At 61.9% G+C, this 25,892-nt stretch carries 23 protein-coding genes; 12 read left to right on the top strand and 11 right to left on the bottom strand.

The features are described 5' to 3' along the window. Positions 1 to 2 precede the first annotated feature (2 nt). The 3 genes from HUV48_RS07045 (at position 3) to HUV48_RS07035 (ending at position 4,431) form a co-directional block, all read left to right on the top strand. A complete protein-coding gene (locus HUV48_RS07045) occupies positions 3 to 560 on the top strand; it encodes a thiamine phosphate synthase (RefSeq protein WP_176267075.1) in 558 nt (185 codons plus the stop codon). 64 nt (positions 561 to 624) lie between these two features. Beyond that, positions 625 to 2,979, top strand: coding sequence for an FtsK/SpoIIIE family DNA translocase (locus HUV48_RS07040; protein WP_176267074.1), 2,355 nt, complete (start codon positions 625 to 627; stop codon positions 2,977 to 2,979). Between the two features lie 177 nt (positions 2,980 to 3,156). Then, the gene (locus HUV48_RS07035; protein WP_176267073.1) at positions 3,157 to 4,431 is read left to right on the top strand and encodes a glycosyltransferase family 4 protein; all 1,275 of its coding nucleotides are present in this window, start codon (positions 3,157 to 3,159) and stop codon (positions 4,429 to 4,431) included. Between the two features lie 367 nt (positions 4,432 to 4,798). Here HUV48_RS07035 and HUV48_RS07030 read toward each other — a convergent pair whose 3' ends face one another. From HUV48_RS07030 to HUV48_RS07020, 3 genes are all read right to left on the bottom strand, one after another. After that, entirely contained in the window at positions 4,799 to 5,194 is a 396-nt protein-coding gene (locus HUV48_RS07030; RefSeq protein ID WP_176267072.1) for a UrcA family protein, read from the bottom strand. Positions 5,195 to 5,306: 112 nt separating this feature from the next. Then, positions 5,307 to 5,948 carry a LytTR family transcriptional regulator DNA-binding domain-containing protein gene (locus tag HUV48_RS07025; protein WP_176267071.1) on the bottom strand — a complete coding sequence of 214 codons (642 nt, stop codon included), beginning with the start codon at positions 5,946 to 5,948 and terminating at the stop codon, positions 5,307 to 5,309. A 311-nt stretch (positions 5,949 to 6,259) separates the two neighbouring features. After that, positions 6,260 to 6,958 (bottom strand): CDP-alcohol phosphatidyltransferase family protein, encoded by a 699-nt coding sequence (locus tag HUV48_RS07020; protein ID WP_176267070.1) that lies wholly within the window; start codon positions 6,956 to 6,958, stop codon positions 6,260 to 6,262. A gap of 220 nt (positions 6,959 to 7,178) precedes the next feature. Between HUV48_RS07020 and HUV48_RS07015 the strand changes: the two genes are divergently transcribed. Together HUV48_RS07015 and HUV48_RS07010 are read left to right on the top strand one after the other, a co-directional pair. Next, entirely contained in the window at positions 7,179 to 7,439 is a 261-nt protein-coding gene (locus tag HUV48_RS07015; protein ID WP_176267069.1) for a hypothetical protein, read from the top strand. A 211-nt stretch (positions 7,440 to 7,650) separates the two neighbouring features. Continuing rightward, positions 7,651 to 7,905 carry a hypothetical protein gene (locus tag HUV48_RS07010; protein ID WP_176267068.1) on the top strand — a complete coding sequence of 85 codons (255 nt, stop codon included), beginning with the start codon at positions 7,651 to 7,653 and terminating at the stop codon, positions 7,903 to 7,905. A gap of 4 nt (positions 7,906 to 7,909) precedes the next feature. Here the strand turns inward: HUV48_RS07010 and HUV48_RS07005 are convergent, their stop codons facing one another. After that, entirely contained in the window at positions 7,910 to 8,653 is a 744-nt protein-coding gene (locus HUV48_RS07005) for a Crp/Fnr family transcriptional regulator (RefSeq protein ID WP_176267067.1), read from the bottom strand. 283 nt (positions 8,654 to 8,936) lie between these two features. Between HUV48_RS07005 and HUV48_RS07000 the strand changes: the two genes are divergently transcribed. From HUV48_RS07000 to ald, 4 genes are all read left to right on the top strand, one after another. Then, on the top strand, positions 8,937 to 9,308 hold the full coding sequence (locus HUV48_RS07000) for a hypothetical protein (RefSeq protein ID WP_176267066.1): 372 nt from the start codon (positions 8,937 to 8,939) through the stop codon (positions 9,306 to 9,308). A gap of 78 nt (positions 9,309 to 9,386) precedes the next feature. Then, a complete protein-coding gene (locus tag HUV48_RS06995; protein ID WP_176267065.1) occupies positions 9,387 to 10,715 on the top strand; it encodes a TrkH family potassium uptake protein in 1,329 nt (442 codons plus the stop codon). Next, a complete protein-coding gene (locus HUV48_RS06990; RefSeq protein ID WP_217906717.1) occupies positions 10,705 to 11,373 on the top strand; it encodes a potassium channel family protein in 669 nt (222 codons plus the stop codon). The genes HUV48_RS06995 and HUV48_RS06990 overlap by 11 nt, the downstream gene beginning before the upstream one ends. Before the next feature lie 85 nt (positions 11,374 to 11,458). Beyond that, on the top strand, positions 11,459 to 12,574 hold the full coding sequence (gene ald, locus HUV48_RS06985) for an alanine dehydrogenase (RefSeq protein ID WP_176267063.1): 1,116 nt from the start codon (positions 11,459 to 11,461) through the stop codon (positions 12,572 to 12,574). Positions 12,575 to 12,908: 334 nt separating this feature from the next. Here ald and HUV48_RS14735 read toward each other — a convergent pair whose 3' ends face one another. Next, positions 12,909 to 13,166 carry a styrene oxide isomerase gene (locus HUV48_RS14735; protein ID WP_501037478.1) on the bottom strand — a complete coding sequence of 86 codons (258 nt, stop codon included), beginning with the start codon at positions 13,164 to 13,166 and terminating at the stop codon, positions 12,909 to 12,911. Positions 13,167 to 13,483: 317 nt separating this feature from the next. Between HUV48_RS14735 and HUV48_RS06980 the strand changes: the two genes are divergently transcribed. The 3 genes from HUV48_RS06980 to HUV48_RS06970 are packed head-to-tail and all read left to right on the top strand — an operon-like array spanning position 13,484 to position 16,067. Next, complete coding sequence (locus HUV48_RS06980; RefSeq protein WP_176267062.1) at positions 13,484 to 15,334, top strand: ABC-F family ATP-binding cassette domain-containing protein; 1,851 nt, start codon at positions 13,484 to 13,486, stop codon at positions 15,332 to 15,334. Beyond that, positions 15,334 to 15,528 (top strand): hypothetical protein, encoded by a 195-nt coding sequence (locus HUV48_RS06975; RefSeq protein WP_176267061.1) that lies wholly within the window; start codon positions 15,334 to 15,336, stop codon positions 15,526 to 15,528. Before HUV48_RS06980 ends, HUV48_RS06975 begins: the two co-directional genes overlap by 1 nt. Then, the gene (locus HUV48_RS06970) at positions 15,525 to 16,067 is read left to right on the top strand and encodes a pseudouridine synthase (protein ID WP_318656064.1); all 543 of its coding nucleotides are present in this window, start codon (positions 15,525 to 15,527) and stop codon (positions 16,065 to 16,067) included. Before HUV48_RS06975 ends, HUV48_RS06970 begins: the two co-directional genes overlap by 4 nt. Before the next feature lie 10 nt (positions 16,068 to 16,077). On the opposite strand, the gene HUV48_RS06965 is transcribed toward HUV48_RS06970, so the two are convergent. The 6 genes from HUV48_RS06965 to glgX are packed head-to-tail and all read right to left on the bottom strand — an operon-like array spanning position 16,078 to position 25,890. Further along, entirely contained in the window at positions 16,078 to 17,235 is a 1,158-nt protein-coding gene (locus HUV48_RS06965; protein WP_176267059.1) for a cupin domain-containing protein, read from the bottom strand. Beyond that, on the bottom strand, positions 17,235 to 17,504 hold the full coding sequence (locus HUV48_RS06960; protein WP_176267058.1) for a hypothetical protein: 270 nt from the start codon (positions 17,502 to 17,504) through the stop codon (positions 17,235 to 17,237). Before HUV48_RS06960 ends, HUV48_RS06965 begins: the two co-directional genes overlap by 1 nt. A gap of 41 nt (positions 17,505 to 17,545) precedes the next feature. Beyond that, complete coding sequence (gene treY, locus HUV48_RS06955; RefSeq protein ID WP_217906716.1) at positions 17,546 to 20,059, bottom strand: malto-oligosyltrehalose synthase; 2,514 nt, start codon at positions 20,057 to 20,059, stop codon at positions 17,546 to 17,548. Further along, positions 20,056 to 22,050, bottom strand: coding sequence for a 4-alpha-glucanotransferase (gene malQ / locus HUV48_RS06950; protein ID WP_176267057.1), 1,995 nt, complete (start codon positions 22,048 to 22,050; stop codon positions 20,056 to 20,058). The genes treY and malQ overlap by 4 nt, the downstream gene beginning before the upstream one ends. Further along, on the bottom strand, positions 22,047 to 23,798 hold the full coding sequence (gene treZ, locus HUV48_RS06945) for a malto-oligosyltrehalose trehalohydrolase (protein ID WP_318656063.1): 1,752 nt from the start codon (positions 23,796 to 23,798) through the stop codon (positions 22,047 to 22,049). The genes malQ and treZ overlap by 4 nt, the downstream gene beginning before the upstream one ends. Continuing rightward, the gene (gene glgX / locus HUV48_RS06940; RefSeq protein WP_176267056.1) at positions 23,785 to 25,890 is read right to left on the bottom strand and encodes a glycogen debranching protein GlgX; all 2,106 of its coding nucleotides are present in this window, start codon (positions 25,888 to 25,890) and stop codon (positions 23,785 to 23,787) included. Before glgX ends, treZ begins: the two co-directional genes overlap by 14 nt. Positions 25,891 to 25,892: the final 2 nt, after the last annotated feature.

The raw sequence follows: 25,892 nt of genomic DNA, 5'->3' as shown, positions 1-25,892 counted from the left end.
CCATGTCATGCCAGACCCTCCCCCAGCTTTGGCTCTTGTCCGATGCGCGCAACGACACGGTTCTCGAACGCGCTCTTTCAGAATTGCCGAGAGGGTCCGGCTTCGTGTTCCGGCATCATCATCTGATGGACGAAGCCTGGGTCAAGCGGCTGAAAGAACTGCTAGAAATCGCCGAAAGGAAGGAGTTCTCAACGCTCGTTCCCGCCGGTCGGGTGAAGTGCGCACAAATGCACCTAAACGGGGTTCAAGGATGCATAGCCGGTATTTACGGACCTCCAGACACCCCCCAAGCCGGCAATCTTCCGCTTTTCGCGACGGCGCATGACGTGACCGAAATTGTCGCCGCCAATTTGGCAGGCGCCAAGGCCGTTTTCCTCTCGCCAGTGTTCCCGAGCTGCTCGCATCCCGGCGCTCCTTCGCTCGGTCCGGAGCGCTTCCGCGAACTGGCTGCCAAGGCCGAGATGCCCGTCATCGCGCTCGGCGGAATGACGGCAGAGAAAGCACGCGCACTCTGCTGGCCGCGCTGGGCCGCCATCGGCGGGCTCAGTCCTATCACTTGACCGGCGACTCCGCCCCGGTGCATTACGGGCGCAATACGGGTTTCGGAGCGGGTTTTCTTTCGACATGGCAACGCGGGCAATGAGTAGCGGCAAGAGCACCGACTGGCGGGCCGCCTTCCGCCGTTCGGCTGCGCGCGCGGGCCAGATGATCGGCGCGGGCGCGCTGGCGTTGCTCCTCGTCTTCCTCGCTTTGTCGCTCGCCAGCTATACCCAGACCGACCCGAGTCCCTCCACCGCCGCGGCGGGCGGGGACATCGCCAATTGGATGGGTTCCGGCGGCGCTTGGGCGTCGGAGCGGATGCTGTTCCTGTTCGGCTGGCCCTCTCTGCTGCTGCTGCCGCTCATCTACGTCGCGGCGCGGAGGCTGTGGCGCGCAGTCGAGACGGACGGCACGGACGAGGGGGCGACGCACGGCGCATGGTGGCGCCCGCTCGCGATGCTGGTCGCGGCGATCGTGTTGTTCGGCATCGTTCTTTCGCTGATGACCGACGGTAGCGACTGGTCGCTGCCCGCGGGCCTCGGCGGCGTGTCGGGCCTGCTCGGTGCATCTGCGTTTGAGGGCATTGCGGGCCGCTTTCCGGAGACCGCGCGCGTCTGGATCATCGCCGGGCTCGGTCTCGCGAGCCTTGCCGGAGCACTTGCCCTTACCACCCGCGTCTTCGCGATCGATTGGGCGCAGTGGCTCACGCTCCCTGCCTTTCTGCGCCGGGGCAGCACCGAAGCCGAGGACGACAGCGCCCTGCCCGTCAAGCCGCGCAAGGCGAAGCCCGCTCGCACGCTTGCCGATGCGGACGAGGACGACGACGCGCCCGCCGCGCCGCCGCGCCGCTCGCCCGAAATCAGCGATCCCTCCGCCCCGCCGCGCCAGCCGTCGAAGCCCAAGTCGAGCCAGCGCGACATGTTCGCCGATTACGATTTGCCGAGCATCGACCTGCTCGAAGAAGCGCCCGCGCACACCGCGCCCAAGCTCGACAAGATGGCGCTCGAACGCAATGCCCGCCTGCTCGAAAACGTGCTCGACGACTTCAACGTGAAGGGCGAGATCACCGCCGTGCGCACCGGCCCGGTCGTCACCATGTACGAACTCGAGCCTGCCCCCGGCATCAAGGCGAGCCGCGTGGTCGGCCTCGCCGAAGACATCGCCCGCAACATGAGCGCGATTTCCGCCCGCGTCTCGCCCATTCCGGGCCGCACCGTCATGGGCATCGAGCTGCCCAACGCCGACCGGCAGATGGTGTCATTCCGTGAGCTTGCCGCCTGCGCCGATTTCGTCGAGGCCAAGGGCAATCTGCCCATGATCCTCGGCAAGGATATCGCGGGCGAGCCGATCATCGCCGACCTTGCCGCCATGCCTCACCTGCTGGTCGCGGGCACGACCGGGTCGGGCAAGTCGGTCGGCCTCAACGCCATCCTGCTGTCGCTGCTGTACCGTTTCACGCCGCAGGAATGCCGCCTGATCCTGATCGATCCCAAGGTCCTCGAACTAAAAACCTACGACGACATTCCGCACCTGCTCTCGCCCGTCGTGACCGAGCCGCACAAGTCCGTGCGCGCCCTCAAATGGGCGGTCGAGGAGATGGAGCGCCGCTACCGCATGATGTCGAGCGTCAGCTCGCGCAATCTCTCCAGCTTCAACGAAAAGGTCCGCGCCGCCGCCGCCAAGGGCAAGCCGCTCGGCCGCCGCGTGCAGACCGGCTTCGACCCCGAAACCGGCGAGGAGATCTACGAGGAAGAACAGCTCGATTACCAGGCGCTGCCGCAGATCGTGCTGATCGTGGACGAACTCGCCGACCTTATGGTGACGGTCGGCAAGGAAATCGAAGTGCTGATCCAGCGCCTCAGCCAGAAATCGCGCGCCGCCGGAATTCACTTGATCATGGCGACGCAGCGCCCCTCGGTCGACGTCATCACCGGCGTCATCAAGGCGAACCTGCCGACCCGAATCAGTTTCAAGGTGACGAGCCGGATCGACAGCCGCACCATTCTGGGCGAGCAGGGGGCGGAGCAGCTGCTGGGCAAGGGCGACATGCTCTACAAGCCCAACACCGGCGCGATGGTGCGCGTCCACGGACCGTTCGTGTCCGACGAGGAAGTCGAGCGCGTCGCCGATCATTGGCGCGCGCAGGGCAAACCCGAATACGTCGATGCCGTGACCGAGGAACCCGAGGACGGCGGCTTCAATTTCGAGGACGAGTTCACCGCCTCCGACGACCCGGAAGAGCGCAAGTACCGGCAGGCCTGCCAGATCGTGATCGAGAACCAAAAGGCGTCGGGCTCATGGCTCCAGCGCCAGATGGGCGTCGGCTATAACACCGCGGCCAAATGGATCGAGCGCATGGAGGGCGAAGGCCTCGTCGGCCCGGCTGACCACGTCGGCCGCCGCGAAATCTTCCGCGATCAGGACGGCAACCCGCTTTAGGGGTAGCGAATGACCAGGAAATGCGGACAAGGCTGCCGTTACTAAATAAGTAGGATAGCGCCACATACTGGCGAGGTGCGGTGTCAGTGAACAATTCGTTCCGACTTCAATTCATAGAACGGTATCGACGGCGTCCTCGGTTTTCGGAAAGGGTTCGGCCTGCCCCTCTAACGCAGGTTGACTGATAGAAAAAACAATAGAAATTGCCGACAATGGCCCGATGGGGGAATTATGTCGGCTAGATCGGTTTCTATCTTTTTCTTCGCAGGCGATTTTGCTGAAGTCCTTCGGCGTCACGATAAAGGTGAACCGCAGGTCTATGCGACCCATCCCGAAGTTGCGAAGCTTGTTACTTCCCTCGCGGATAGAGGCGTACGGGTCACGATCTACCGCTATTGGTCTGATGATCGAAGGGTCGAAGAACCTCGCAACAACGTCAAAATCATTGCTCTCAACGCGCAGCGAGTAGGAGATAATTCATTGTTGCGCGCAGCGTTGGCTGACGACAGTTCGGAAGTTTTGATACCTCATTTTCCGAACCTCGACTTCGTGAACGCCTGTATGCAAACGGGACGACCAGTAATGTTGGCCATGGCTAACAGCTATAATCGGACCGGACCGCGCGGATATGTCGAGCGTCGAAAGCTAGCCAAGGTTCTCAATGATGCGCGTTTGCTACTGGTAGCGAATCATTGCTGGCCCTCTGCCATGAAGCTCGCCGAATACGGCGTAGACGCGAATAAGCTGTTGGCTTGGGACGTCCCGAAGATGTTTTCTCCAGATCAATTCGAGCCGAGAAGCAGGTCGTACGAGACTGCGCCTTTAATCGTCTATGCAGGGGTGATTAATGAGCAAAAGGGCGTCGGAGACCTTCTCCATGCCATCGGAATATTAAAAAAACGGGGCATCATCCTACGCGCCAAGCTTGCAGGGTCCGGAGACCTCGATGCCATGAACCGATTGGTTGCGAAGCTTCGAATCGAGGACCAAGTGACCTTTCTCGGGCGCATTCCGAACCCCGAAGTCATCGAACTTTTTCGTTCTAGCGACTTGATTGCTGTGCCTAGCCGCCATTCCTTCCCGGAAGGTTTTCCTCTGGCCTTGTTTGAAGCGATTGCCAGCAGAACACCGATAGTGTGCAGCGACCATCCGATGTTTTTCCCAATATTGGGTACTAACGATCGCGCCGGCATTTTCAGGCAGCGAAACCCCAAGTCATTTGCGGATGCGATTGAGCGATTGTTAACCAACCAGGATCTTTACGCCAAAATGTCGAGAACAGCCGAGGATAGCTGGTCCGACTTGCAACGTTCTGTCGATTGGAAAACTTTAATTGACGAGTTCGTAACCAACGGCGCGTCGTCGAAGTGGATACGTCAGCGGACCTTCAACCATCTATTGGCAAGCTCACGCGCGCTGGCAAGCGCTGGAATTTACCGGTTCGAAAGCTAAGAACCACGATGTGCACTTAGGCGTTGGTGGCTGTTGCTCAATTTGAAAAACTCCAAGGGTAAATAGAATTCTTGCAAAGGTAAGCGCGATCTGGATGAAGGGGAGCTCGGTCGGCCTTTGCATTACGTTAGCGCAGTTTAAGCTCGTCCAGAATGCGGACCGAAAGCCACGCGTGGACCGAAAGCAGCAGGTAACCGGCCAGCGCGACTTCAAGCTGACGTTGGGATTGAGGCTAATCCGGCCATCGCCAGCATGGTCGCTAGTCTGTCGCAGTTTTGGTTGAGGAAATAGCCGTATTGTGGTCGATGAGGCGAATAGCGCGGAGCTGCAGCAGAGGCGACTATACTGCAGCTTCAGCAACGCTCCATCATCTCGATACAGAGACAGCGAGCGCGACAGGAGGGATATTCGATTTGCCGTTAACCGCCAAATCACGGGCTCGTTTCACCGCACGTTCGATTTGGGGCATTGCTCCCTTCCACGCGAAATTGCGGCATCCATAATATTCGTACCAACCGAACGTGGCGTGAGGCTTGCAGACGAAGCGGACGGCGCCTCTCACCCGTTCTTTGAGAGTGCGCTCGCCGGCGCCTGTTGTCAGGTTCAGATCAGCGTAGCTCACTAAAGTTGTTCCTTCCGGAGGCGGTTCTGCGATGACATCGATAGGCGCTTTCGCAACCGCTACAGGTGATAGCGTCACCCCTATGGCCATCGTGGTTATTGCTACTGCAGCAAAGGCGCAGGCTAGTTTCTGCAATTTCATGACACGTTCCTTTCCACCAACGGTCTCGTTTCGAGACAGCTGATGAGTGCCATGTCACCACAGAAAGTGCTCTTGTTCTTCGGTGAACTTTCACGAAGTTTTCGGCGAAAGGTTACGGCTTCGGCGAAGCGCGTTCTCGTATCGACGAGGTGAACCTCAAAGCGCTGCAGACTTGAGCCACGTGAGTTCTGCTGACTCGCTCGCATGTTCCGTCGCATAGCTGCACGAGCCAGCGCCTGCCTTCGTGGACGAAGAAGTCTATAAAGCTTAGGCGCACGATGACGGAGCGGTTTAGGCGAATGAAATGATCAGGGTTTAGGCGGTGCTCGAGAGAACGCATCGTCGCGTGGACAAGCCAACTGTCCCCTCGCGAGTAGATTCGCATGTAGTCTCCTTCAGCGGAGACCTTATCGATGTCGCGGGTATCTACTCTCTTATAGCCCTGAGGTGCAGGAACCCAGATTGCGGTGTCTTCGACACGGTGCCTGACGAACCTCTTGCAAATGAAGCTTTCTTCGTGCCGCGTAACCAGCTTCGCCAGTGGTTCGCTCAGCGACTGCACAAAATCCTGATAGGCGCTCATGCTGGACAGAACTGCTTCCGCCATAAAGTCATAGGCACCGCTGACCTCAACTGCGTGCCGAACTTTCGGGTCTGCTAGCAACGTACTCTTGAATGAATCCACCTCGGCGGGTTCAGCACGACAATCAAAGGAGAGGCATATGATCACGCGCACTCGTTGGGGCGTCATCATGCGCAGCGCAGACGGAGTGCCCGTTTCTTCGTTTCGACTGTAGGATTGCGCTGATCGCATGGTGGAAGCTAACTTTCATCTTCAGGAATGAACCATGCGCGGGACCACTTTCGGGCGAATTCGCAGGCAAATCAGAAGCTTGAATCTAGCGACCACAGGCGTGTTCTTGTGAGTCGAACGCAGGATACATTATTTTGCCTGAGTACGTAAGCTATCTCGGGACGGCCAGCGAACTCATCAACCTAACAGCGTTATCGTCCGCAATGAGGTCGTCAAGCGCCACACCGCATCATCAAAAGCGGCTTCCTGAGCTACTTGCGCCGCGACCATTCCTTGTTGCGGGAGGGCTCTTCGCTTGCGAGGCGGCGCGCGGTCACGACGGTCTGGATCGTGAAGAGCGCGATCAGCAAGGTGCCCACCGTCCCCACGAACAGGTCGAAACCGTTGATCGGTCCGAAGATGCCCGGCCCGGTGCGAAAATAGATCATGGCAAGCGTGAGCGCGATCAGGACGAAGCGCAGCTCAGTCGGTCCTGCATTGAGGTAGGACAGTTTGAGCTCGCCCAGAACGCGGACCGACAGAAACGCGTGGATCGAAAGCAGCAGGTAACCGGCCAGCGCAACGAGCGCGACTTCGAGCTTGACGTAGGGGCTGAGGCCAATTCCGGCTACCACCAGCGTGGTCGCAAGCCCGTCGCAGCTATGGTCGAGGAAATAGCCGTATCTCGGCCGCTCGATCTGGCGGAAGCGGGCGAGGCTGCCGTCGGTGGAATCGCCGAACCACTGGACGATGTAACCCCCGATAGCGACCCACAGCCACTCGTCGCCGAGGTTGCTGCCGACATATCCGGCGAACACGAGAAAGGCGCCGATCATGCCGACGAAAGTCAGCATGTCGGGCGAAACCCATCCCGGCATCCGCGCGCACAGCCAGTTGAGCAGACGTCGCTCGCTGCGCGCCAGCAGGTTCTGCTGGATACGTTCGATCGGTTTCTGGTTCTCTCGCGCCATCTACTAGGGTCTCATTCGGGGAATATGTCGGTTCGGTTACAGCAAAGCGCGCGCTTCGCACACTTATGATTCGCCTTGCAACCGGCGGGCCGATCGAGCGCGCGCGGGGGCGGACCGAAGGCTTATCCAGACCGGATACGGCAGCGGAATTGACGTATTCCCGCGGAAAGTCCAGTAATGCGCTTGCTTGGTACAAGCTAAAACAAAGGGGCTACCCATTATGAAGTTCAACAAATTCACCATCGCACTTTCCGCAGCCGCTCTGACGACGCTTTCCGCATGCGCCGAAAGCGAGCAGGAAGCGCAGGAAGATCTCGTCGAGCAGCAGTATGAAGCGCAGGAAGACGTGCTCGAAGAGCAGGCCGACCTCGCCGAAGCGCAGGGCGACGAAGTGCAGGAAGAAGTGCTCGACGAGCAGGCTGACGCAATGGGCGAAGCCGGCGACGCCGCTGAAGACGTCGTCGACGCACAGGCACAGTAAGCCAGATTTTCTCCGGTTCGCGTGAACCGGGTAAATCTCGAGAAGGCGGCATTCCCTTGATTGCGGGTGCCGCCTTTTCGCTTTTGGAAGGATTTATCCTCTACGCTGATCGAGTAATCGCCGCGGGCTTGCCGAAATTGACATATGCAATTGAACCATACGCCGCTTTCGCGCGAGAACGGTCATGTCAGTGACTGAGGGTGGAGTCGCAGTGGAACAGAAACTCAACTTATTCGGACGCGCCAAACGTAATGGCGGCAAACGGACGACCTATACTGCGAGGTTTCTGGGCGACGGCAATTGTCCCAGTCGGCGCATGGAGTTCGAAAGCAACGACCTTGCGCGCGCTGTCGAGATCGTCTCGCAACAAAGCTATATCGGCGGCGTGATGCTATACGAGGGGCCGCGCTACTGCGGCACTTTGAATATCGTAAGAAAAGGCGAGTATTGGTTTTCGTCGATCTGACGAACTACCGTCTCCTGCGCGTCAGATAGAGGTAATCGGGATCAAAACCGGCGTGCTTGGCCAGACGGTCGTAATCGATAATTTGGACGGTCTTGCTGCGGAATTCCGCAATACCGGCTTCCCGTAATTCCTTCAGTATGCGGTTAACGTGGATCTGCGTGAAGCCAAGGACGTCGCCAAGTTCAACTTGGGTCAGCGGAAAGGCGAACGAAGCGCCATCGGTCAGCCCGACGACCTTCATACGTTCATATATCTCGCAAAACAGGTGCGCCATGCGCGCGCTACCCCTTCTCGCACCGAGGTTGCGTATCCATTCGCGATGGATCGAGGCATCGATCATCGTGGAAAACCACAACAGGCGCACGAGATGCGGATGAGTCTCGATCAGGCGGTCGATCTCTTCGTGGCGCAGGGTAACCAGCTTGCAATCGGTCAGCGCGACGAGCGAATGGTCGAGATAATTCAGCGGATACGAGTGCAGGTCGACGAAATCACCCGGTATCTGAATGCCGAGAATTTGCCGGCTGCCGCATTCCGTGGACTTTTCTCGGTAGCTCATGCCCTCGAACAGAAGCGAGGAGAACCTGATGCTCCTCCCCTCCTCGACGATGGTTTCGCCGGCGGAAAAGACCATTTCGCCGTCCATTCGCGAGATAAGCAAACGTTCGTCTTCTTCGGTAAAACCGAACCGAGTACCGATGGCCTTGATGAACTTGTCGGCCGAACCGGACGGAGCCGGCCTATCCAAACCAAATGCGATCCATGAATTGGCACCCCTCCATTGCCGTATACGACGCCCGAAGCGTCCTGTTCGGCAATGCTTACTCTTCGGCTGCAGGTAGTATAGCCTTTAATCTAAGCGTATAACAAAGGTTGCAGATCGCCTGCCAGCGACGCGCGCGGTCACTGGGCGGCTTCCATGGGCCTGTAACCTTTAAAATCGCGGAATTGTTTCCTACATCGGGTTGGCAGATGCCGCGCGCACGCTGGCGCGCCGCGCCCCCCCCGAATCCAATCAAGGCTTCCCGCATATGAAAAACGCATTCGCTTTTGCCCTTCCGCTCGCCATTTCCGCTACCGCTGTTTCCGCACAGGAATCTTCGCCAGAAATCATCGTATCCGCGCCGGCTCCGGAGAGCCTCGACGAAAAGCAGGAGAAGGAGTGGCGCAAGCTCAACAGGGAAGCGCGCAAATTGTCGGAGCGACGCGCGAAGCTGATCAAGGAACTGCGCGACGACCGCCATGATGTCGCGGAAGCGCAGGACAGCCTCGAGGATGCGCGTGACAAGCTCAAGGACGAGCGCAAGGACATGGACCGCACCGTGCGGCGGCTCGCCGATGTCGACGAGCGTGCGCAGCGCCTCGTGCGGCAGCGCCAGAGCCTGCGCATCGCGGGCAACTGACCGCGCGCAGATAACGGGGTGGCGGAGCGGTGAAAAACCGTCTCGCCAAGCCTTTCCGGGGGGAGTAATGGCGCCGCTGTGAACGGCCTCGCCAACCCTATCCGCCTGATTCCCGTTCTGTTTCTTGCAGCGATAGCCATCGGCACCGTGTTGCTGCTACTTCCGATCTCCAACAGCGAACACGACGTTCCGCCGTTCATGACCGCCTTCTTCACCGCCACGAGCGCGGTGGCGGTAACCGGCCTGATCGTCGTCGATACGCCGACTTACTGGACCGGCTTCGGCCAGTTCGTGATCCTCATACTGTTCCAGATCGGCGGTTTCGGCATCATGACCGCGGCTACGCTGCTCGGCCTCGTCGCCGGACGCGACCTGCGTCTGAAAGACCGGCTCGCAACCCATGTCGAACGCAGCCGCCTCGACATCGGCGATACGAAATCGGTCCTGAAGCTCGTCTTTGTGATTACCGTGACCGTAGAAGGGATCGTGGCGTTGATCCTGGCGCTGCGCCTGATCCTCACTTACGGATACGAGCTCGGCCCCGCGCTGTGGCACGGTATGTTTCATTCGATCAGCGCATTCAACAACGCCGGCTTCTCGTCCTATTCGGACAGTCTGATGGGCTTTCAGACCGACTGGCTGATGCTGGTCCCGATCATGATCGCGATCCTCATCACCGCCATCGGCTTTCCGGTGATGCAGGAACTGCGCATCCGCCCCTTCGACTACCGCCACTGGACGCTCCACACCAAGATCACGATCAGCGGCACGATCATCCTGCTCATCGGGGGGTTCGGGCTCATTCTGCTAAAGGAATGGAACAACCCCGGCACGATGGGCGGGCTCGAATGGGATGCGAAGCTGCTCAATGCTGCGTTCCACTCGGTCGTACCGCGCACGGCGGGCTTCAACAGCCTCGACGTCGGCGCGTTTCGCGACGAGACACTGCTGACCAATTACCTCCTCATGTTTATCGGCGGCGGCAGCGCGGGCACGGCAGGCGGGATCAAGATCACCACCGTCGCCGTGCTGCTCGCCATCGTGCTCTCCGAAATACGGGGGCAGGAGGATGCGACCATGTTCGGCCGCCGCGTGGGCCGCTCGGTCGAGCGCACGGCGCTCAGCGTCACCGTCATGGGCGCCGGGCTGATCACGATCGGCACGCTTATCCTGCTCGCGATAACCACCCTTCCGCTCGAAGACGTGTTATTCGAGTGCATTTCCGCCTTCGCCACCGTGGGCATGTCGACCGGGATTACCGCCGAACTGCCCCCGCTCGGCCAGATCGTGCTGATCGTGCTCATGTTCGTTGGCCGCGTGGGAACTATTACGGTCGCCACCGCGCTTGCACTTGGCGCCTCGCGCCGCCCGTACCGCTATGCTGAGGAGAACCCGATTGTCGGCTAGACGCAAACACCGCCCGGTCCTGGTCATCGGACTGGGACGCTTCGGGGTCGCAGTCGCGCGCTCGCTCACCCGCATGGGTCACGAGGTGATGGCGATCGACACCGATCCGGCCTGCATCCAGGCGATGTGCGACGAACTGACGCAGGCGGTAGAGGCTGACGCAACAGAACCGGAAACCCTGCGGCGGCTGGGCGCGGCGGAGTTCGAGACGGCGGTAGTCGGCATCGGCAGCAACCTCGAGGCGAGCGTGCTGACCGTGCTCGCCCTCTCCGATCTCGGCGTGCCGAAGATCTGCGCGAAGGCGATCAACGAGGCTCACGCGCGCATCCTGGAACGGACCGGAGCGACCGTGATCGTGCAGCCCGAGGCCCGCATGGGCGAGCGCGTGGCGCACGTCATCGGCGCGAACCTCATCGATTTCATCCAGTTCGACGACGACTTCGCCATCGCCAAGATGCGCGCACCCGACGATTTCGCAGGCCGCACGCTGGAGGAAACCGGCATCCGCACGCAGCACGGCATCACCGTCGTCGGCATCAAGCGACCGCAGCAGGACTTCGTCTACGCCGTACCCGACACCGAGGTCCGCAAGGACGACCTCCTGATCGTCTCCGGCCCGACAACAAAGGTGGAACGCTTCGCCGCCCTGTCGAGTTAGCGGTTTGAGGTATGCATATAATTCTTGCCGGTTGCGGTAACTTTGTTTCACCGGTAATTCGCGCAGAAGCGAGGAGAATCGAGAAATGCGCGTCGGCTGCCCCAAGGAAATCAAGAACCACGAATACCGCGTCGGCCTGACGCCGGAAAGCGCGCACGAACTCGTCAGCCAGGGCAACGAGGTCTGGATCGAAAGCGGCGCCGGGCTCGGCATCGATGCTACCGATCAGCAGTACATGGCCGCCGGCGCGAAGATCGTGGACGGACCTGATCCGATCTTCGCCGAGTGCGAAATGGTCGTGAAGGTCAAGGAGCCGCAGGCGGACGAACGCAAGAAGTTGCGCGAGGGGCAGATCCTCTACACCTATCTCCACCTCGCTCCCGATCCCGAGCAGACGCGCGACCTCGTCGACAGCGGCGTGACCGCGATCGCCTACGAGACCGTGACGGGCCCGCGCGGGCAGCTTCCGTTGCTCAAGCCGATGAGCCAGGTCGCCGGGCGCATGAGCGTGCAGGCGGGCGCGGCGGCGCTCGAGAAAGCGCACGGCGGGCGCGGCGTATTGCTGGGCGGCGTACCGGGCGTGATGCCGGGCAAGGTCGTGGTGATCGGCGGCGGCGTGGTCGGCTTCAACGCGGCGCAGATGGCGGTCGGCCTCGGCGCGAACGTCACCATCCTCGACCGCGATCCGGAAGTGCTCGAAAAGGTCGGCACGCATTTCGAAGCGCGGGCGAGCACGCGGTTTTCGAACGCGGCTAACCTGCTCGACGCGGTGAGCGGGGCGGACCTCGTCATCGGCGCGGTGCTGATTCCCGGCGCGGCGGCGCCCAAGCTCGTCACCCGCACCATGCTCAAGCGGATGCAGAAAGGCGCGGTGCTGGTCGACGTCGCGATCGACCAGGGCGGCTGCTTCGAAACTTCGAAGCCGACGACACACGACCAGCCCACCTATGTGGTGGACGACGTGGTTCATTACTGCGTCGCCAACATGCCCGGCGCCGTGGCGCGCACGAGCACCTATGCGCTCAACAATGTGACCCTGCCCCACGCGCTGAGCATCGCGCGGCTCGGCTGGAAAGAGGCACTGAAGGCCGACCCGCATCTGGCGGAAGGGCTGAACGTCCATGCGGGCCAGGTCAGCTATCGGGCGGTGGCCGAGGAGCTCGGGTACGAATACCGCACGGCGGCGGATATTCTCGGTTAGATTTGGAAGTCAGATACCTGCATCGCCGAACATCCGCATAAAAAGTGGCGTTGCAGGTAGCTGGTTTGCCGCTCGCTACAGATATGTGGCGCAACTGGACCGGCGGGTAACGACCCCGCAGCTGACATTTGTCCATTCGCAGGCTTGTTGAAAGCGGTCGATATTCAACGCTTCGTGCGAACCAGCCCCAATACGAATATCGACCACCCGATCGTCATCAGGACACTGCCTCCGAGCACAGCAATCGAAACCAAGCTCTCCGTTGTTTGAGCGGCGCTATGTCCACCGCCAGCAATGGGCAGATTGTTGCTCGCGCCAGTAATTGCTAATGCAGTCAGACCGGCCCAAAGGCCAAACATCCGATGGTAATTGCCCACCGCGCTATGTTGGAAAAGGTCAGACGAAGTCCCGCTGACGTCCACAAAACCCCCACGATCATCATTGCCATACCGCTTTGAACAGCCGTAAGGTGGGCCGAAAGAGCCATACGCGGATTCAGAAAGCTCTGCACGAAGGCTCCCTGTAGTAGGCCAAGCAAGAATAGTAGTGCGCCTGCGACGACCAACGTTCGCTGGTGTGGCGTCAGGTTCATTTGCGGTCTCCCTTGCAGCGAAGATAGCCGTAAATGCCTGAACAGTCGTCCGCTTTCGCTTCTTCAGGTGAAAAAGCAGCCTTTCGTGAATCCATTCAATAACGGGTATGCGCTGGCTGCTGGACGGCTGCCATAAGCGGACAGGCTGCTGTCACGGCCTGTGTGCTGAAACCCGACAGGCAGCTAACGACCCCATTGCGGACGTTCGAGAAGGGTGCGGCGGCGGTTTGGCTTGGCTCCCTCCCTCTCAGGACCGCGCCCTTCGGTTCTTTAACTGTTTGGGTTCAACCGTGCCGACTGCTAGGTGCCGCGCCGCAATGATCAAGATCGACAACCTTACCGTGCGGCTTGGCGGCCGCCCTATCCTGCAGGATGCCTCTGGCGCGATCCCGACCGGTGCGCGCGTAGGGCTGATCGGTCGCAACGGAGCGGGCAAGTCGACGCTGATGAAAGCGCTGATCGGCGATCTGGAGCCGGACAACGGCTCGATCGAAATGCCGCGCCGCGCACGCGTCGGCTATATTGCGCAGGAAGCGCCGAGCGGATCGATCACTCCGTTCGAGGCGGTTCTGGCAGGCGATGCCGAGCGCGCGAGCCTGTTGGAGGAAGCGGAAACCTGCACCGATATGGACCGGTTGGGCGATGTCCACGAACGTCTGCTGGCGATCGACGCCTATGCCGCTCCTTCGCGCGCCGCGATCATCCTGACCGGCCTCGGCTTCGACGAGGACATGCAGACGCAGCCGCTCGATACCTTTTCCGGGGGGTGGAAGATGCGCGTCGCGCTGGGCGCGCTCTTGCTGTCGAACCCTGATATTCTGCTGCTCGACGAGCCGTCGAACCACCTCGATCTGGAGGCGACGCTCTGGCTGGAAAGCTTTTTGAAGGCGTATCCCGGAACGCTGGTTATCATCAGCCACGAACGCGATCTTTTGAACAACGTCGTGACCGCGATACTGCATCTTCAAGACGGCAAGCTGACCCTCTATCCAGGCGGTTACGACGCGTTCGAAAAGCAGCGTGCGGAACGCGCCGCACAGCTGGCAGCGGCCAAGACGGCGCAGGACGCACAGCGCGCCCGGCTGGAAGATTACGTGGCCCGTAACAGTGCTCGTGCTTCTACTGCCAAACAGGCCCAGTCGCTCGCAAAGATGCTCGCAAAGATGCAGCCGATCGCAGCGCTGATGGAAGATCCGAGCCTCAGCTTCGACTTTCCCAGCCCCGACGAGATGCGCCCGCCGCTGATCACGCTCGATCTTGCGGCGGTCGGCTACGGCAAGATGCCGATCCTTCAGCGACTTAACCTACGGATCGACCCAGACGACCGGATCGCGCTGTTAGGGCGCAACGGCAATGGCAAGACGACGTTCGCGAGACTGCTCGCAGCGCAGCTCGCGCCGATGGACGGGGCGATGCAGGCATCGGGCCGGATACGCGTCGGCTATTTCACACAGTATCAGGTCGAGGAGCTGTCGACAGAGGGGACCCCGCTCGACCACATGACCCAGGCGATGGAAGGCGCTTCGCCGGGCGCGGTACGGGCACAGCTAGGGCGGTTCGGGTTCTCCGGGCACCGAGCCACTGCCCGCATCGGCACGCTTTCGGGCGGCGAACGGGCGCGTCTGGCGCTGGCGCTGATCACCCGCGACGCACCGCACCTTCTCATTCTCGACGAGCCTACCAATCACCTCGATGTGGACGCACGCGAGGCTCTGGTGCAGGCACTGAATGCCTTCGACGGGGCCGTCATTCTCATCAGTCATGACCGGCACATGGTTGAACTGACTGCCGACCGACTGGTCCTCGTCGACGGCGGCACCGCGAAGGAATACGCCGGCAGCATCGAGGACTACATCGACTTCGTACTCGGGCGGAACCAGCCGAAAGAGGGCCGCAGCGCAAAAACGAAGAAGGACAAGCGCGCCTCCGCAAAAGACCGTGAGGCGGTGCGCCTCGCTCGCAGCAGCGTGACTGCGTCGGAAAAGACGGTCACCCGTCTGCAGGACAAGCTGGCGTCGCTGGACCGGGCGCTTGCCGACCCGGAGGGTGCTTCCGGCAAGTCGCCTGCCGATCTCATGCGCGAGCGGGCGAGCGTCGCTTCGGAGCTGGAAGACGCCGAACTGCAGTGGCTCGACGCGCAGGAGAACCTGGAAAAGGCCGAGGTCTGATGCGTACGCGCCTCAGCGTCTGCAAGCGCAAGCGGCGCTTCGGCTCCGAAGCGGAGGCGCTGGCTGCAGCAGGCACGCCAAAGACGGGCCTCAGGCATTACCGATGCGATCGTTGCCGGTCATTCCACCTCACCAGCCGCCTCAAGGGCAAGCGCATCCCGCGTCCGCCAGCGAACGAGGTTATTGCCCGGTGAGCGGGGTCATCCTCTTCAACAAGCCCTTCGGCGTACTCTCGCAGTTTACCGACGATCGGCAGGGTACGCCGCGCCCGACGCTGGCCGCTTTCATCGACGCGCCGGGGTTCTATCCGGCAGGACGGCTCGATTTCGACAGCGAGGGACTGATGGCGCTGTGTAACGACGGCCGCATGCAGGCGCGCATTGCCGACCCGAAATTCAAACTGGGAAAGACCTATCTGGCACAGGTCGAGGGTGAACCCAGCGAGGCTGCGCTTGACGCTTTGCGCAGGGGGGTGAGGCTGAAGGAAGGTCAAACGCGGCCCGCAGAGGTTGAACGGATAGCCGACCCGGCGCTATGGCCTCGTGATCCGCCGATCCGCGTGCGCAAAACCGTGCCCGACAGTTGGCTGCGCCTGACAATTACCGAAGGCCGCAACCGGCAGGTTCGCCGAATGACCGCAGCCGTCGGCCACCCTACGTTGCGGCTGGTTCGATGGTCGGTCGGGGAATGGACGCTCGACGGGTTAGCCCCCGGCGAATGGCGAAGGGCTTGATCGCGGCAGATCAGTTTGGCTCGCTCAGCGCTAGGCAGCCACGATTGATCAGACCAATGATCAACGTGGTCATATCGCGATCGGCTAACACCTCGGGCTCCAGCGTGAACCGTGGCCTCGCGCAAATTTGCTCCGCCGCTGCGGCGGCAAGGCCGCGGCAGGGGTAGTTTCGGCCGTCGACGAAGAGCGTCACCGTATCAGCGCCCTGCCGGATAAAGGAAAAGCGGCTCGCCGGATTACGCTCAAGCCGGACGGTGCTGGCATCGCCGCGTACCAAATCCGCAGCGGATACCTGCTTCTCGGGTGCCCAGTCGAGCCGTTCGTCTTTCGGTTCGGTCACGTATGCGCCGAACCATGCAGCGAACGCGTCCTGATCGGCGAGCGTGTCCGTGACCATGGCATGCAAGCGCGCGAGAGTTTTTGCGGAAATCTCGCCAGGATTGGAAATTGCTGCAAGATCAGGGTCAGTGTAGCGGTCGTCCTCGTCCAGCGTGTCGAGCACGTGGTCCGCAAAAGCCGATACGAGGTCAGCGCGCGAGGGGGCGCGGAAGCCGATCGAATAGGTCATGCAGTCGCCCTCCTCCGCTACACCGTCGTGAGCGAAACCTGGGGGCACATAGAGAATGTCGCCCGGTTCCAGCACCCATTCGTCGATCGGGTCGAAGTCGGCGAGCAGGCGCAGCTCGTCGTGCGGCAGCAGGCGGGACGTCTCGTCGCATCGGCGGCCGACGCGCCAACGCCGGTGGCCGAGCCCCTGCACGAGGAAGACATCGTACTGGTCGAAGTGCGGTCCGACCCCGCCCCCGGCAACGGCATAGCTCACCATAACATCGTCGATCCGCCAGTCGGGGATAAAGCGGAAGGGTTCGATCAGAGCCGCCACCTCCGCCACGTGATGGTCGACCGCCTGGACCAGCATCGTCCACGGGCAATCGCCGAGTGCGCCGAAGTCTTCGTGCGCAAAGGGGCCGTGCTCGACCTCCCACCGGCCGGGAGCGGGCTGCCGCACGAGGCGGGCTTCGATCTCTGCCTCGCACGCAAGTCCGGCAAGTTCGTCAGGTTCGAGCGGGTTGGACCAGTGGTGCCACGCGTCCCGGATCAGCAGCGGGCGTTTTTGCCAGGTTTCGGCGAGGAAACGCTTCGTGTCGAACGCACGCAGGGATGGCATCAGTCTTGAGGCTCTTCGTCGGTCCGGGCCATCAGGTCCATGAAGTTGCGGGCCGCCTCCCGGTCGTCCGGATCGGGGAACGCGACGTCGAGATCGGGTGCGGAGCCTAGCAGGTAGAGGACCGACCAGAGCGCGAACCGCTCGCCCGGATCGCGCGACAGACCGAGATCGACCTGCATCTTGTCTACCCCCGCGGCCCGCGCCCCGTCACTAAGTTCGTCGAGCGAGCGGGCGCCGAAATTACGGTAGAGGAGGTCGTCGAGCTGCATAGATCGGCGCTACCACGCGCCGCCAAGCACGTCAGCCAACTTCAAACGCACGCTGACTTAGCTACATCTGATGCTCCCACAATCTCCGTTGCCTGCCCATCTTCGACAAGCCGAATTGCTACGGGGAGATCGGCGAACAGGTAACCGGCATCTACGGTGTCATTCGGCGAGAACTTGACCAGCGTATTCTCCCACCAAGAGGTCGGGGGTACCGGATCGGAACCGTTCAACAGGGGCTCGGCACAGCGTATGACGAAAGCGCAGTGCAGTTCTTTGCCGCCTTCGCTCCGCGTGAATGCAACGACACTGTCAGCGCGCGGACCGGAGACTTCGGCGCGGCGGTAGTCTGCGCTGGCAAACAGCGCAGGATGGCGCTCCCGCAGATCGAGCAACCGGGCCATCAGTTCAATCTTGGGATGAGCGGTCCGATCGGAGGCAAGCAATGCTTCACGTTTCGCGAAATTCACCGGCCTGCGGTTGTCGGGATCGACCATGCTGAAGTCGGGAAGTTCGCAGCCCTGATAGCAATCCGGCATTCCCGGCACCGTGTAGCGCAGCGCAGTCTGAACAAGAATGTTGGCGAGTGTTGCTCCTGCCGTCGCTTTGACCAAGCGGAATACCTCGTGCGCGATACTATCAGTGCCGCCTGCATTTAGCAGCTGGGCGACGAATGCATTCGCGCACTGCTCATAGTCGCTATCGGGTCGCTCCCACGAAGAACGCAGCTTTGCTTCCCGCAGAGCTTTCTCCTGCCACGCCGAGAGCCGCTCCGCGAACGCTTCCAAACCGGTATCGTCATCGGGCGTCAGGCCCTCCGGCCAAGCGCCGAAGACCATCTGGTATAGCGCGTAGCGGTCGGCAGCATGAAACCCGCTGTCAGGGCCGTTGCTGGCGTTGTCCCACGCAGCGACACGACTGGCCCATGTCTCCGGCAAGGCCGACAGGACGGCAAGCCGGGCACGCACGTCCTCGCCGCGCTTGTGATCGTGCGTGGCCGTGGCGAGCATCGAATGGGGGAATGACCGCGCCCGTGTTTCACAAGCAGCATGGAAATCGCTGATGGACGAAGCCATTCGCGAGGCATCGAACCCGACGTCCAGCCGCGAAAGCAGCGGCGCGTAGCGATAGAAGGCTGTGTCTTCCACTGCCTTCGCCGCGATCGGAGCGGAAAGCTGCTGGAACCGCCGGACAGCCCCTGCGGCGAGCCGTGCATCTCCCGGCCCCTCGCCTGCGAGCCATGCCAGGATGTAGTCGGCAACTTCGGCTTCGCCGGGCGGAGTGAAGGCCGCGGCGTCGCGGCGGACGCGTTCACGGATTTCCGCGTCGCTTTGCGGAGCCTGCGAGCCGGAGCCATAGGTACGATAGACCGGAAACACCCACAGGAGGCGTTCGATGCCCCTCCGCAGCATACCTGCGGTAAGCCCCGCTGTTTCGGGCGCCGAAGCTGCCAGCGTACCGAAGGCTTCCACACAGTCGCGCAACTGGCTTTCGAACGACCAGGCGAGCATGTCTTTCCGGGCCTGCAACTCCTCTTCATGGAAGGAAAGCTGCCTGCCGCTGAACTCGTGCCACAGCGCTTCGAGGGGTTTTGTGCCTGCGGGAGCGTGGAGCAGAGCGGACACGTCTTCCATGAAGTCGTAACCGCTGGTCCCGTCCATCCGCCACTCCTCTGGAAGGGTTTCGCCGGGGGCCAGGATTTTTTCGACGACGATGTAGGCGGGGCCGGCAGGCGCATCGGCGTGGCGGGAGAGCGTATCGAAGCGTTCGCGCAACTTGCGGCAATAGGCGGCGGGATCGGTCAAGCCGTCCACGTGATCGATACGAACGCCGTCGATCAGACCCTCTTCCCAGAAGCGGAAATAGAGGGCGTGCGTTGCTTCGAAAACCGTATCGTCCTCGATGCGGAGACCGGCGAGTTCGTTGATCGTGAAGAAGCGGCGCCAGTTCAGTTCGTCGTTTGCCTGTCGCCACCATGCAAGCCGATAATGCTGCTTGTCGAGCAGGCGCGCGATAGCCTCGGTGTCGCCCGGTTCGGGCAATGCGTCCTCGCCGGGCCGTAACGGAACGCGGCGCTCGTCGTAGATCGTCAAGACCGGCTCCTTGCCCGAGTGGTCAATCGCAATGTGCCCTTCGGTAAGCACGTCAGGCAGCGGCGCGCCGAGGATCGGCAGGACGATCGGGCGGCGCCAGTCGATATCGAAGAAGGGCGCGAATTCGCTCGCCTGCCCGCGGCGAAGCACGTCGTTCCACCATTCGTTATGACCGCCCGCAACGCCCATGTGGTTGGGCACGATGTCGACGATGAGCCCCATGCCCCGCTCGCGCAGGGCCGTCACCATGCTGCGCAGCGCCTCTTCCCCGCCAAGTTCCGGGTTCACGCGAGAAGGGTCGACGACATCGTAGCCATGCTGCGAACCCGGCACGGCGACCGTAATCGGCGAGGCGTAAATGTGGCTAATCCCGAGCCGGTCGAGATAGGGAACGAGTTCTTCTCCGTTCGCGAAAGGGAAATCCCTGTGAAACTGCAGGCGATAGGTGGCGCGGGGCGTTATCAACGGCTCTTGTCCAATGCTTCGATCCTGTGCGCGATGTCGGACTGCGCGAGCAGTTCGGCGGTGGTGGCGGGCATGCGGCGCCGCCAGTTGGGATGTTCGTCGGTAGTGCCGGGAATGTTCGGCTGCTCGACCTGCCCCGCAATGTCCTCTAGCGGCACAAGCGCCAGTTCGCAGGCACTGCTTCCGACATGGACGAGCGCCGCGTCGAGGACCGGTCCCGGATCGTCAGGAGAGGGCATGGCGCCGGACGCCGCACCGCTTGCCACCAACGCGCTCCAGATTTGCGTCCGCTCGCTCGCGCGGTCTCTGCAAGCTTCACTCACGGCCTCCGCGCTCGAAAACCGGCCGAGCTTCACTGCCCAGTCGATGTCGCGGCCCTGCCACCAGCCAGCGATGGTCGTGACATCGTGTGTTCCGGTCATTGCGACGGCTTGTTCGTGCCAATCGAGCGGCGGAACGTAGTCGCCGTCTTCGTCTCGTTCGAACCAGAGCACCCGCATGCCGAGCACGTGCCATGCTTCGAGTTTCGGCCTCAGTCCCTCGGGTACCGTGCCCAAGTCCTCGCCGATAATTACGGCGTTGGCGCGGTGCGATTCGATGGCGAGTATGTGCAACATGTCGCTCAGCGGATAGGCGAGATAGGCCCCATCAGCCGCGCTGCCGCCATGCGGCACGACCCATAGCCGGTTGAGGCCGAGTATGTGGTCGATGCGAATGCCGCCCGCGTGGTCGAGGGCAGCCCGTAGCGTCTCGATAAATGGAGCGAAGCCGTTTCGCTTCAGACCGGCAGGCGAAAAAGTCGTCAGCCCCCAGTCCTGCCCTTCCGGCCCCAGCAAATCGGGCGGCGCGCCAACCGAAAGCCCGGTAAGCAGATCGCCGGGCGCGCTCCAGGCATGGCTGCCGCTGCCGTCCATGCCCACCGCTAGGTCGGCTATGAGGCCGATGCTCATTCCCGCTTCTCTGGCAGCGCTTTGCGCCGCGGTGAGGCTCTCCGCTGCCAGCCACTGAGCGAAAAGGTGGAAATTTACGTCCTCACGGTGCGTCTTCGCAAAACGGGCGACTGCCTCACCGGAAGGGTCGTGGTACTCGTCCGGCCAATCCTGCCACCCGCCCGCGCCGTCGGCGAAGAAATGCGCGTGCAGCGCTTCGTAGATTGCGTGGCGCTCCAGCGCTTCACCCTTGCGGTCGCGGTATGCCATCACGCGGCTTTCGACCTCTGACCAATGCGCCTCGTACGCGTGCCGCAAAGCCGCCATGCGCTGCGGGATCGCTTTTTCCCAATCGATCAGGTCGCCAGCGTCCACGGGTGGAAGCGTCTCCCCCAGCAGCGAGAGGTCGGCGAACAAGGCGTTCAGAAAAAGGCGGCTGGACGGCGCGTAGGGGCTATAGCGCGAAGGGTCCGCGGGAAAAAGCGCGTGCGTCGGGCTGATCGCCAGCGCTTCCGCCCCCGCTTCGCCGAAGCGCTTGGCGGTGTCGGCGAGCGTACCGAAATCTCCGAATGCCCGCGGGTTGTCGTCGCGCAGCGAGGGGAGCTGAACCGCCGCGCCCCATGCGCGCGGTTTCTTTGCGAGGTCCGCAACACCCAGGCAGCGCTCCGGTGCAACGGCAATACGTACCGTGAAATTGGGACCTTTCAGCAGGTGATAGCCGATCTCCGCGATTGGCGGAACGCGCAAACCCTCCGGTGTTTTTGCAACAGCTAGCGCAATGGTAGGGCCGTTTTCGAGAAGCAATTCGCCCGCGCCCGCGCTGCCGATAGCAGGAAGCAGCAGTGCTTCACCCGCACGTGTAGACGCGAATTCGCACCGAGACGCATCGGTTCGTGCGCGTTCGAAACTTTCGCTTATCTCCTCATCGCTGGCGGCTGGAAAGCCGAGTGCTGCGAGGATACGGCGTAAATTGTCGTCGCTCACCCGCTTGGCTTCGCCGGCGGCGTCTTCCCATTCGACTTGAAGCCCCACCAACTCCGCAAGATCGTGCAGCGCGCTCATGCGGCAAGCGCCGCGCGGAAGCTCGCAGGCGCGCCCCCATTTCCAAGTTCGAACAGAACTTCGCCCTGGGCTGCCGGATAGCCAACTTCCTCCGTACCCAGGTTTATCGCAATCGACAGTACGGCTTCATCGGACATGCGCCAGCGCGCCGTTACGGCTCCTGCACTAAGCACCTCGGCGCCGAGTCCCTGCGCGCCGGCCAACCGCGGGACGACCTGCGCTTGGCGCAGTGCGAGAAGTTCGCGGTACAGCGCACGCCATTCCTCTGCATCGGGACCTGGCTCTGGTTTGGAAGCGGCAAAAGTGGAGCGAGCATTGGGATCGGGGATGCGCTTGCGGGCCTCCGGTTCGGCAAAGGCAGCGAAGCTCGCGAACTCGCCCCGCCTTCCCTCGCGCACGGCATCGGCCAATTCCTCGTGAAAATCGGTGAAGAACAGGAAAGGCGAACGGCTTCCCTCGCTATCGCCCATGAACAGGAGCGGGATTTGCGGCATCAAAAGCAGCAGCGCCGTGGCGGCGCGCAACCTGTCGCGATCCGTCAGGACCGTCAGTCTTTCGCCAAGTGCGCGGTTGCCGGTCTGGTCATGGTTCTGAAGGAAGGAGACGAAGCGGGTGGCGGGCAAATGGCCGCTCGGCGTTCCGCGTGCCCGATCAGCGCCCGGCGGCGTTTCGCCCTGGTATATGAAGCCCTCCGCAAGGCACCGCGCGAGTTTCGCGGTAGGGTCCTCGGAGAACCCTGCGTAATATCCCTCGCTCTCTCCGGTGAGGAGAACGTGCATCACGTTATGGAAATCGTCGTTCCACTGCGCGTCGTATAGTTCGGGAGCCAGGCGCTGCGTATCGTTATGCTCGTTTTCGAGCACCAGATGTATGTGCCGACCGGGGAACGCGGTTCGTATTTCCGCAGCCATCTCGTCCAAAAACTCATTGTCGGCAATGGCGTGAACGGCATCAAAGCGCAAACCGTCGATCCGGTATTCGCCGAGCCACATCAGCGCGTTGTCGATGAAGAAGCGCTTCACCGGATCGCGCGAGACAGCGACCGCACCGCCCCATGGCGTGTCCGCGTCCGTATCGAAGAAGTCGCTCGCATAGGCGCCGAGATAATTCCCGTCCGGCCCGAAGTGATTGTAGACCACGTCGAGGAACACCATCAGTCCGAGTTCGTGCGCCCGGTCGATCATGGCCTTGAACTCTTCCGGCGTCCCGTAAGGTTCGGCCACTGCATAAGGCAGCACCCCGTCATAGCCCCAGTTGCGAGTGCCGCTGAAAGCTGCCACCGGCATGATCTCCACCGCGGTGACGCCGCGGTCGGCCATTTCCGGCAGGCGCTCCGCGAGGCCGGAGAAGCCCCCGAGCACCCCGGCGTGAACTTCCTCGATCACCGTTTCTTCCCACCGGCGTCCGCGCCATTCGTTGCAGCGCCAGCGATAGGCGGCGGGATCGGTCAGAAGGCTCCAGCCATGTACCCCGCCCGCTTGAACGCGCGCAGCCGGATCGGGCACGGCAAGTTCGTCATTCAACCGGAAGCGGTATCGCGCGCCCGCTTCGGCCTCTGCAACGACACTGAACCATCCCTGCTCGTCTCTTGTCATCGCGAGGGGAGCAGTGCCCTTTCGTTCCAGCGTCAACTCGTTCTGGTCGGGTGCCCAAAGGCGAAACCGCGCCTGGCCATCACCAAGCAGGGCCGGGCCCCACGCCGAGATTCGCCCGGTGGCGCGGGAATGTTGGCTGTCAGTTTGCGGCACGGGTTCCTACCACTATCACGGCAGCCCGGTCCTGAACCTCGATGGCTTCGTCAAAGTCGCGCTCAGGGCCGTTTGGATCGGCACTGTCGATGAGCATCCTCGTCTGCACATCGCCGGGCGGGGGTAGCCGGAAGGTGAGCGGGTCGCCGCTACCGTTTACCAGCAGGCTGACCAGCTTCAAACTGCCGTCCTTTCGCGCGCGCGCGCGGCGCATCACCAGCGCCCGACCCTCGCTATTATGCCAATCTTCTTCCGACAGGTGCAGACCGCGCTCGTCGAACCAGTCGACGTCCAGAATGCCCGGTGCCACCTCGACTTCGCCATGAAGGAAACGGCTTGCGCGCATCAGCAGGTGCTCGCGCCGGATCGTCGCGAGCCGAGCGACGTAATTCCGCAGTCTCTGGCCTTCCTCGGTTTCGAGCCGCGACCAGTCGAACCAGCTGATCTCGTTATCCTGGCAATAGGCGTTGTTGTTCCCGAACTGAGAACGTCCGAATTCGTCGCCGCCAAGCAACATCGGAGTACCGAGTGAGGCGAAGAGAGTGGTGAGCATCGAACGGGTAACGCGCTGACGGATTTCGCGGATTGCAGGATCGTCGGTCGGGCCCTCTGCGCCCCAATTGCGCGAGTAATTTTCCGAGTGGCCATCGTTGTTGTCTTCGCCGTTCGCCTCGTTGTGTTTCCCCTCGTAAGAAACGATATCGGCTAGCGGCTGGCCGTCGTGCGCGGCGATGAAATTGACGCCGGCCCACGGGCGCCGCGCGCGGCGATCGAACAGGTCGGCGGAGCCTGCAATGCGCTTGGCGAATTCGGGTCGCATATCCCCATCCCCGCGCCAGAAACGGCGCGTGGCGTCACGAAACTTGTCGTTCCATTCGGCAAAGCCGGGCGGGTGGTTGCCAAGCTGGTAGCCGCCCGGACCGATATCCCAAGGCTCTGAAATGAGCTTGAGACCGTTAAGCACCGGATCCTGCCGCAAGACATCGAAAAAGCCCGAGCGCGGATCGAAACCGTTGTCTCCCTCCCGGCCCAGCGTCACCCCAAGATCAAAGCGGAACCCGTCGATTCGGTAGCTCTCGGCCCAATGGCGCAGGCTATCCGCTACCATCTGCAAAACGCGCGGATGGCTAAGGTCGAGCGTGTTGCCCGTCCCGGTATCGTTTACACAGTAGCGGGGATTGTCCTCGACCAGACGGTAATAGCTGGCATTGTCCAGCCCGCGAAAATTGAAGGTCGGGCCAAGCTCGCTGCCCTCGGCGGTGTGATTATAGACCACGTCCAGTATCACCTCGATCCCGGCCGCGTGCAGGCGGCGTATCGCGATCCGCAGCTCGTCAGAATCGTCGCTCGCCATGTAGCGGCGTTCAGGCGAGAAGAAGGACAAGGTATTGTAGCCCCAGTAATTGACGAGGCCAGCCTCCTGCAATCTCCGGTCCTGCACGATCGAATGGATCGGAAGCAATTCTAGCGCGGTGGCACCGATCCGCTGAAGATGGTCGATCACCGTGGGATGGGCGAGCGCGGCGAGGGTGCCGCGTTCCCGCGCCGGCACGTCCTCGAGCAGCTTGGTGAGGCCCTTGGTATGGGCTTCGTAGATGACGGTTTCGCTCCAGGGCGTATTCGGCCGCCTGTCGCCCGACCAATCGAAGGCTTCGGTAGTGACGACCGCTTTCGGCATGGCCGCCGCGCTGTCTCGGCGATCGAAGCTCATATCCTTGCGAGGAGAGCGAACGCGGTAGGAATGAAGCGCGTCGGTCCAGCGCAGGTTTCCGGCCAGCTTGCGCGCATAGGGATCGAGGAGCAGCTTGTTGGGGTTGAAGCGGTGTCCGTTCTCCGGCTCGTAGCGACCGTGAGCGCGGAATCCATAGAGGAGTCCGGGCCGTGCGCCGGGGAGATACCCGTGCCATACCTCGTCGGTCCATTCGGGCAGCGGCAGGCATGCAATCTGCCGCTTCCCGTCGGAATCGAAAACGCACAGATCGATTGCATCGGCATTGGCGGAAAAGACCGCGAAGTTGACGCCGAGCCCGTCGAATGTCGCGCCCAGAGGATAAGGTGATCCGGCCTCCAGCCGGTCGGGAACTTGCACCACGT

It is taken from the genome of Qipengyuania atrilutea (assembly GCF_013370205.1).
GTDB lineage: Bacteria > Pseudomonadota > Alphaproteobacteria > Sphingomonadales > Sphingomonadaceae > Actirhodobacter > Actirhodobacter atriluteus.
This window is presented reverse-complemented; position numbering and strand designations above follow the sequence as displayed.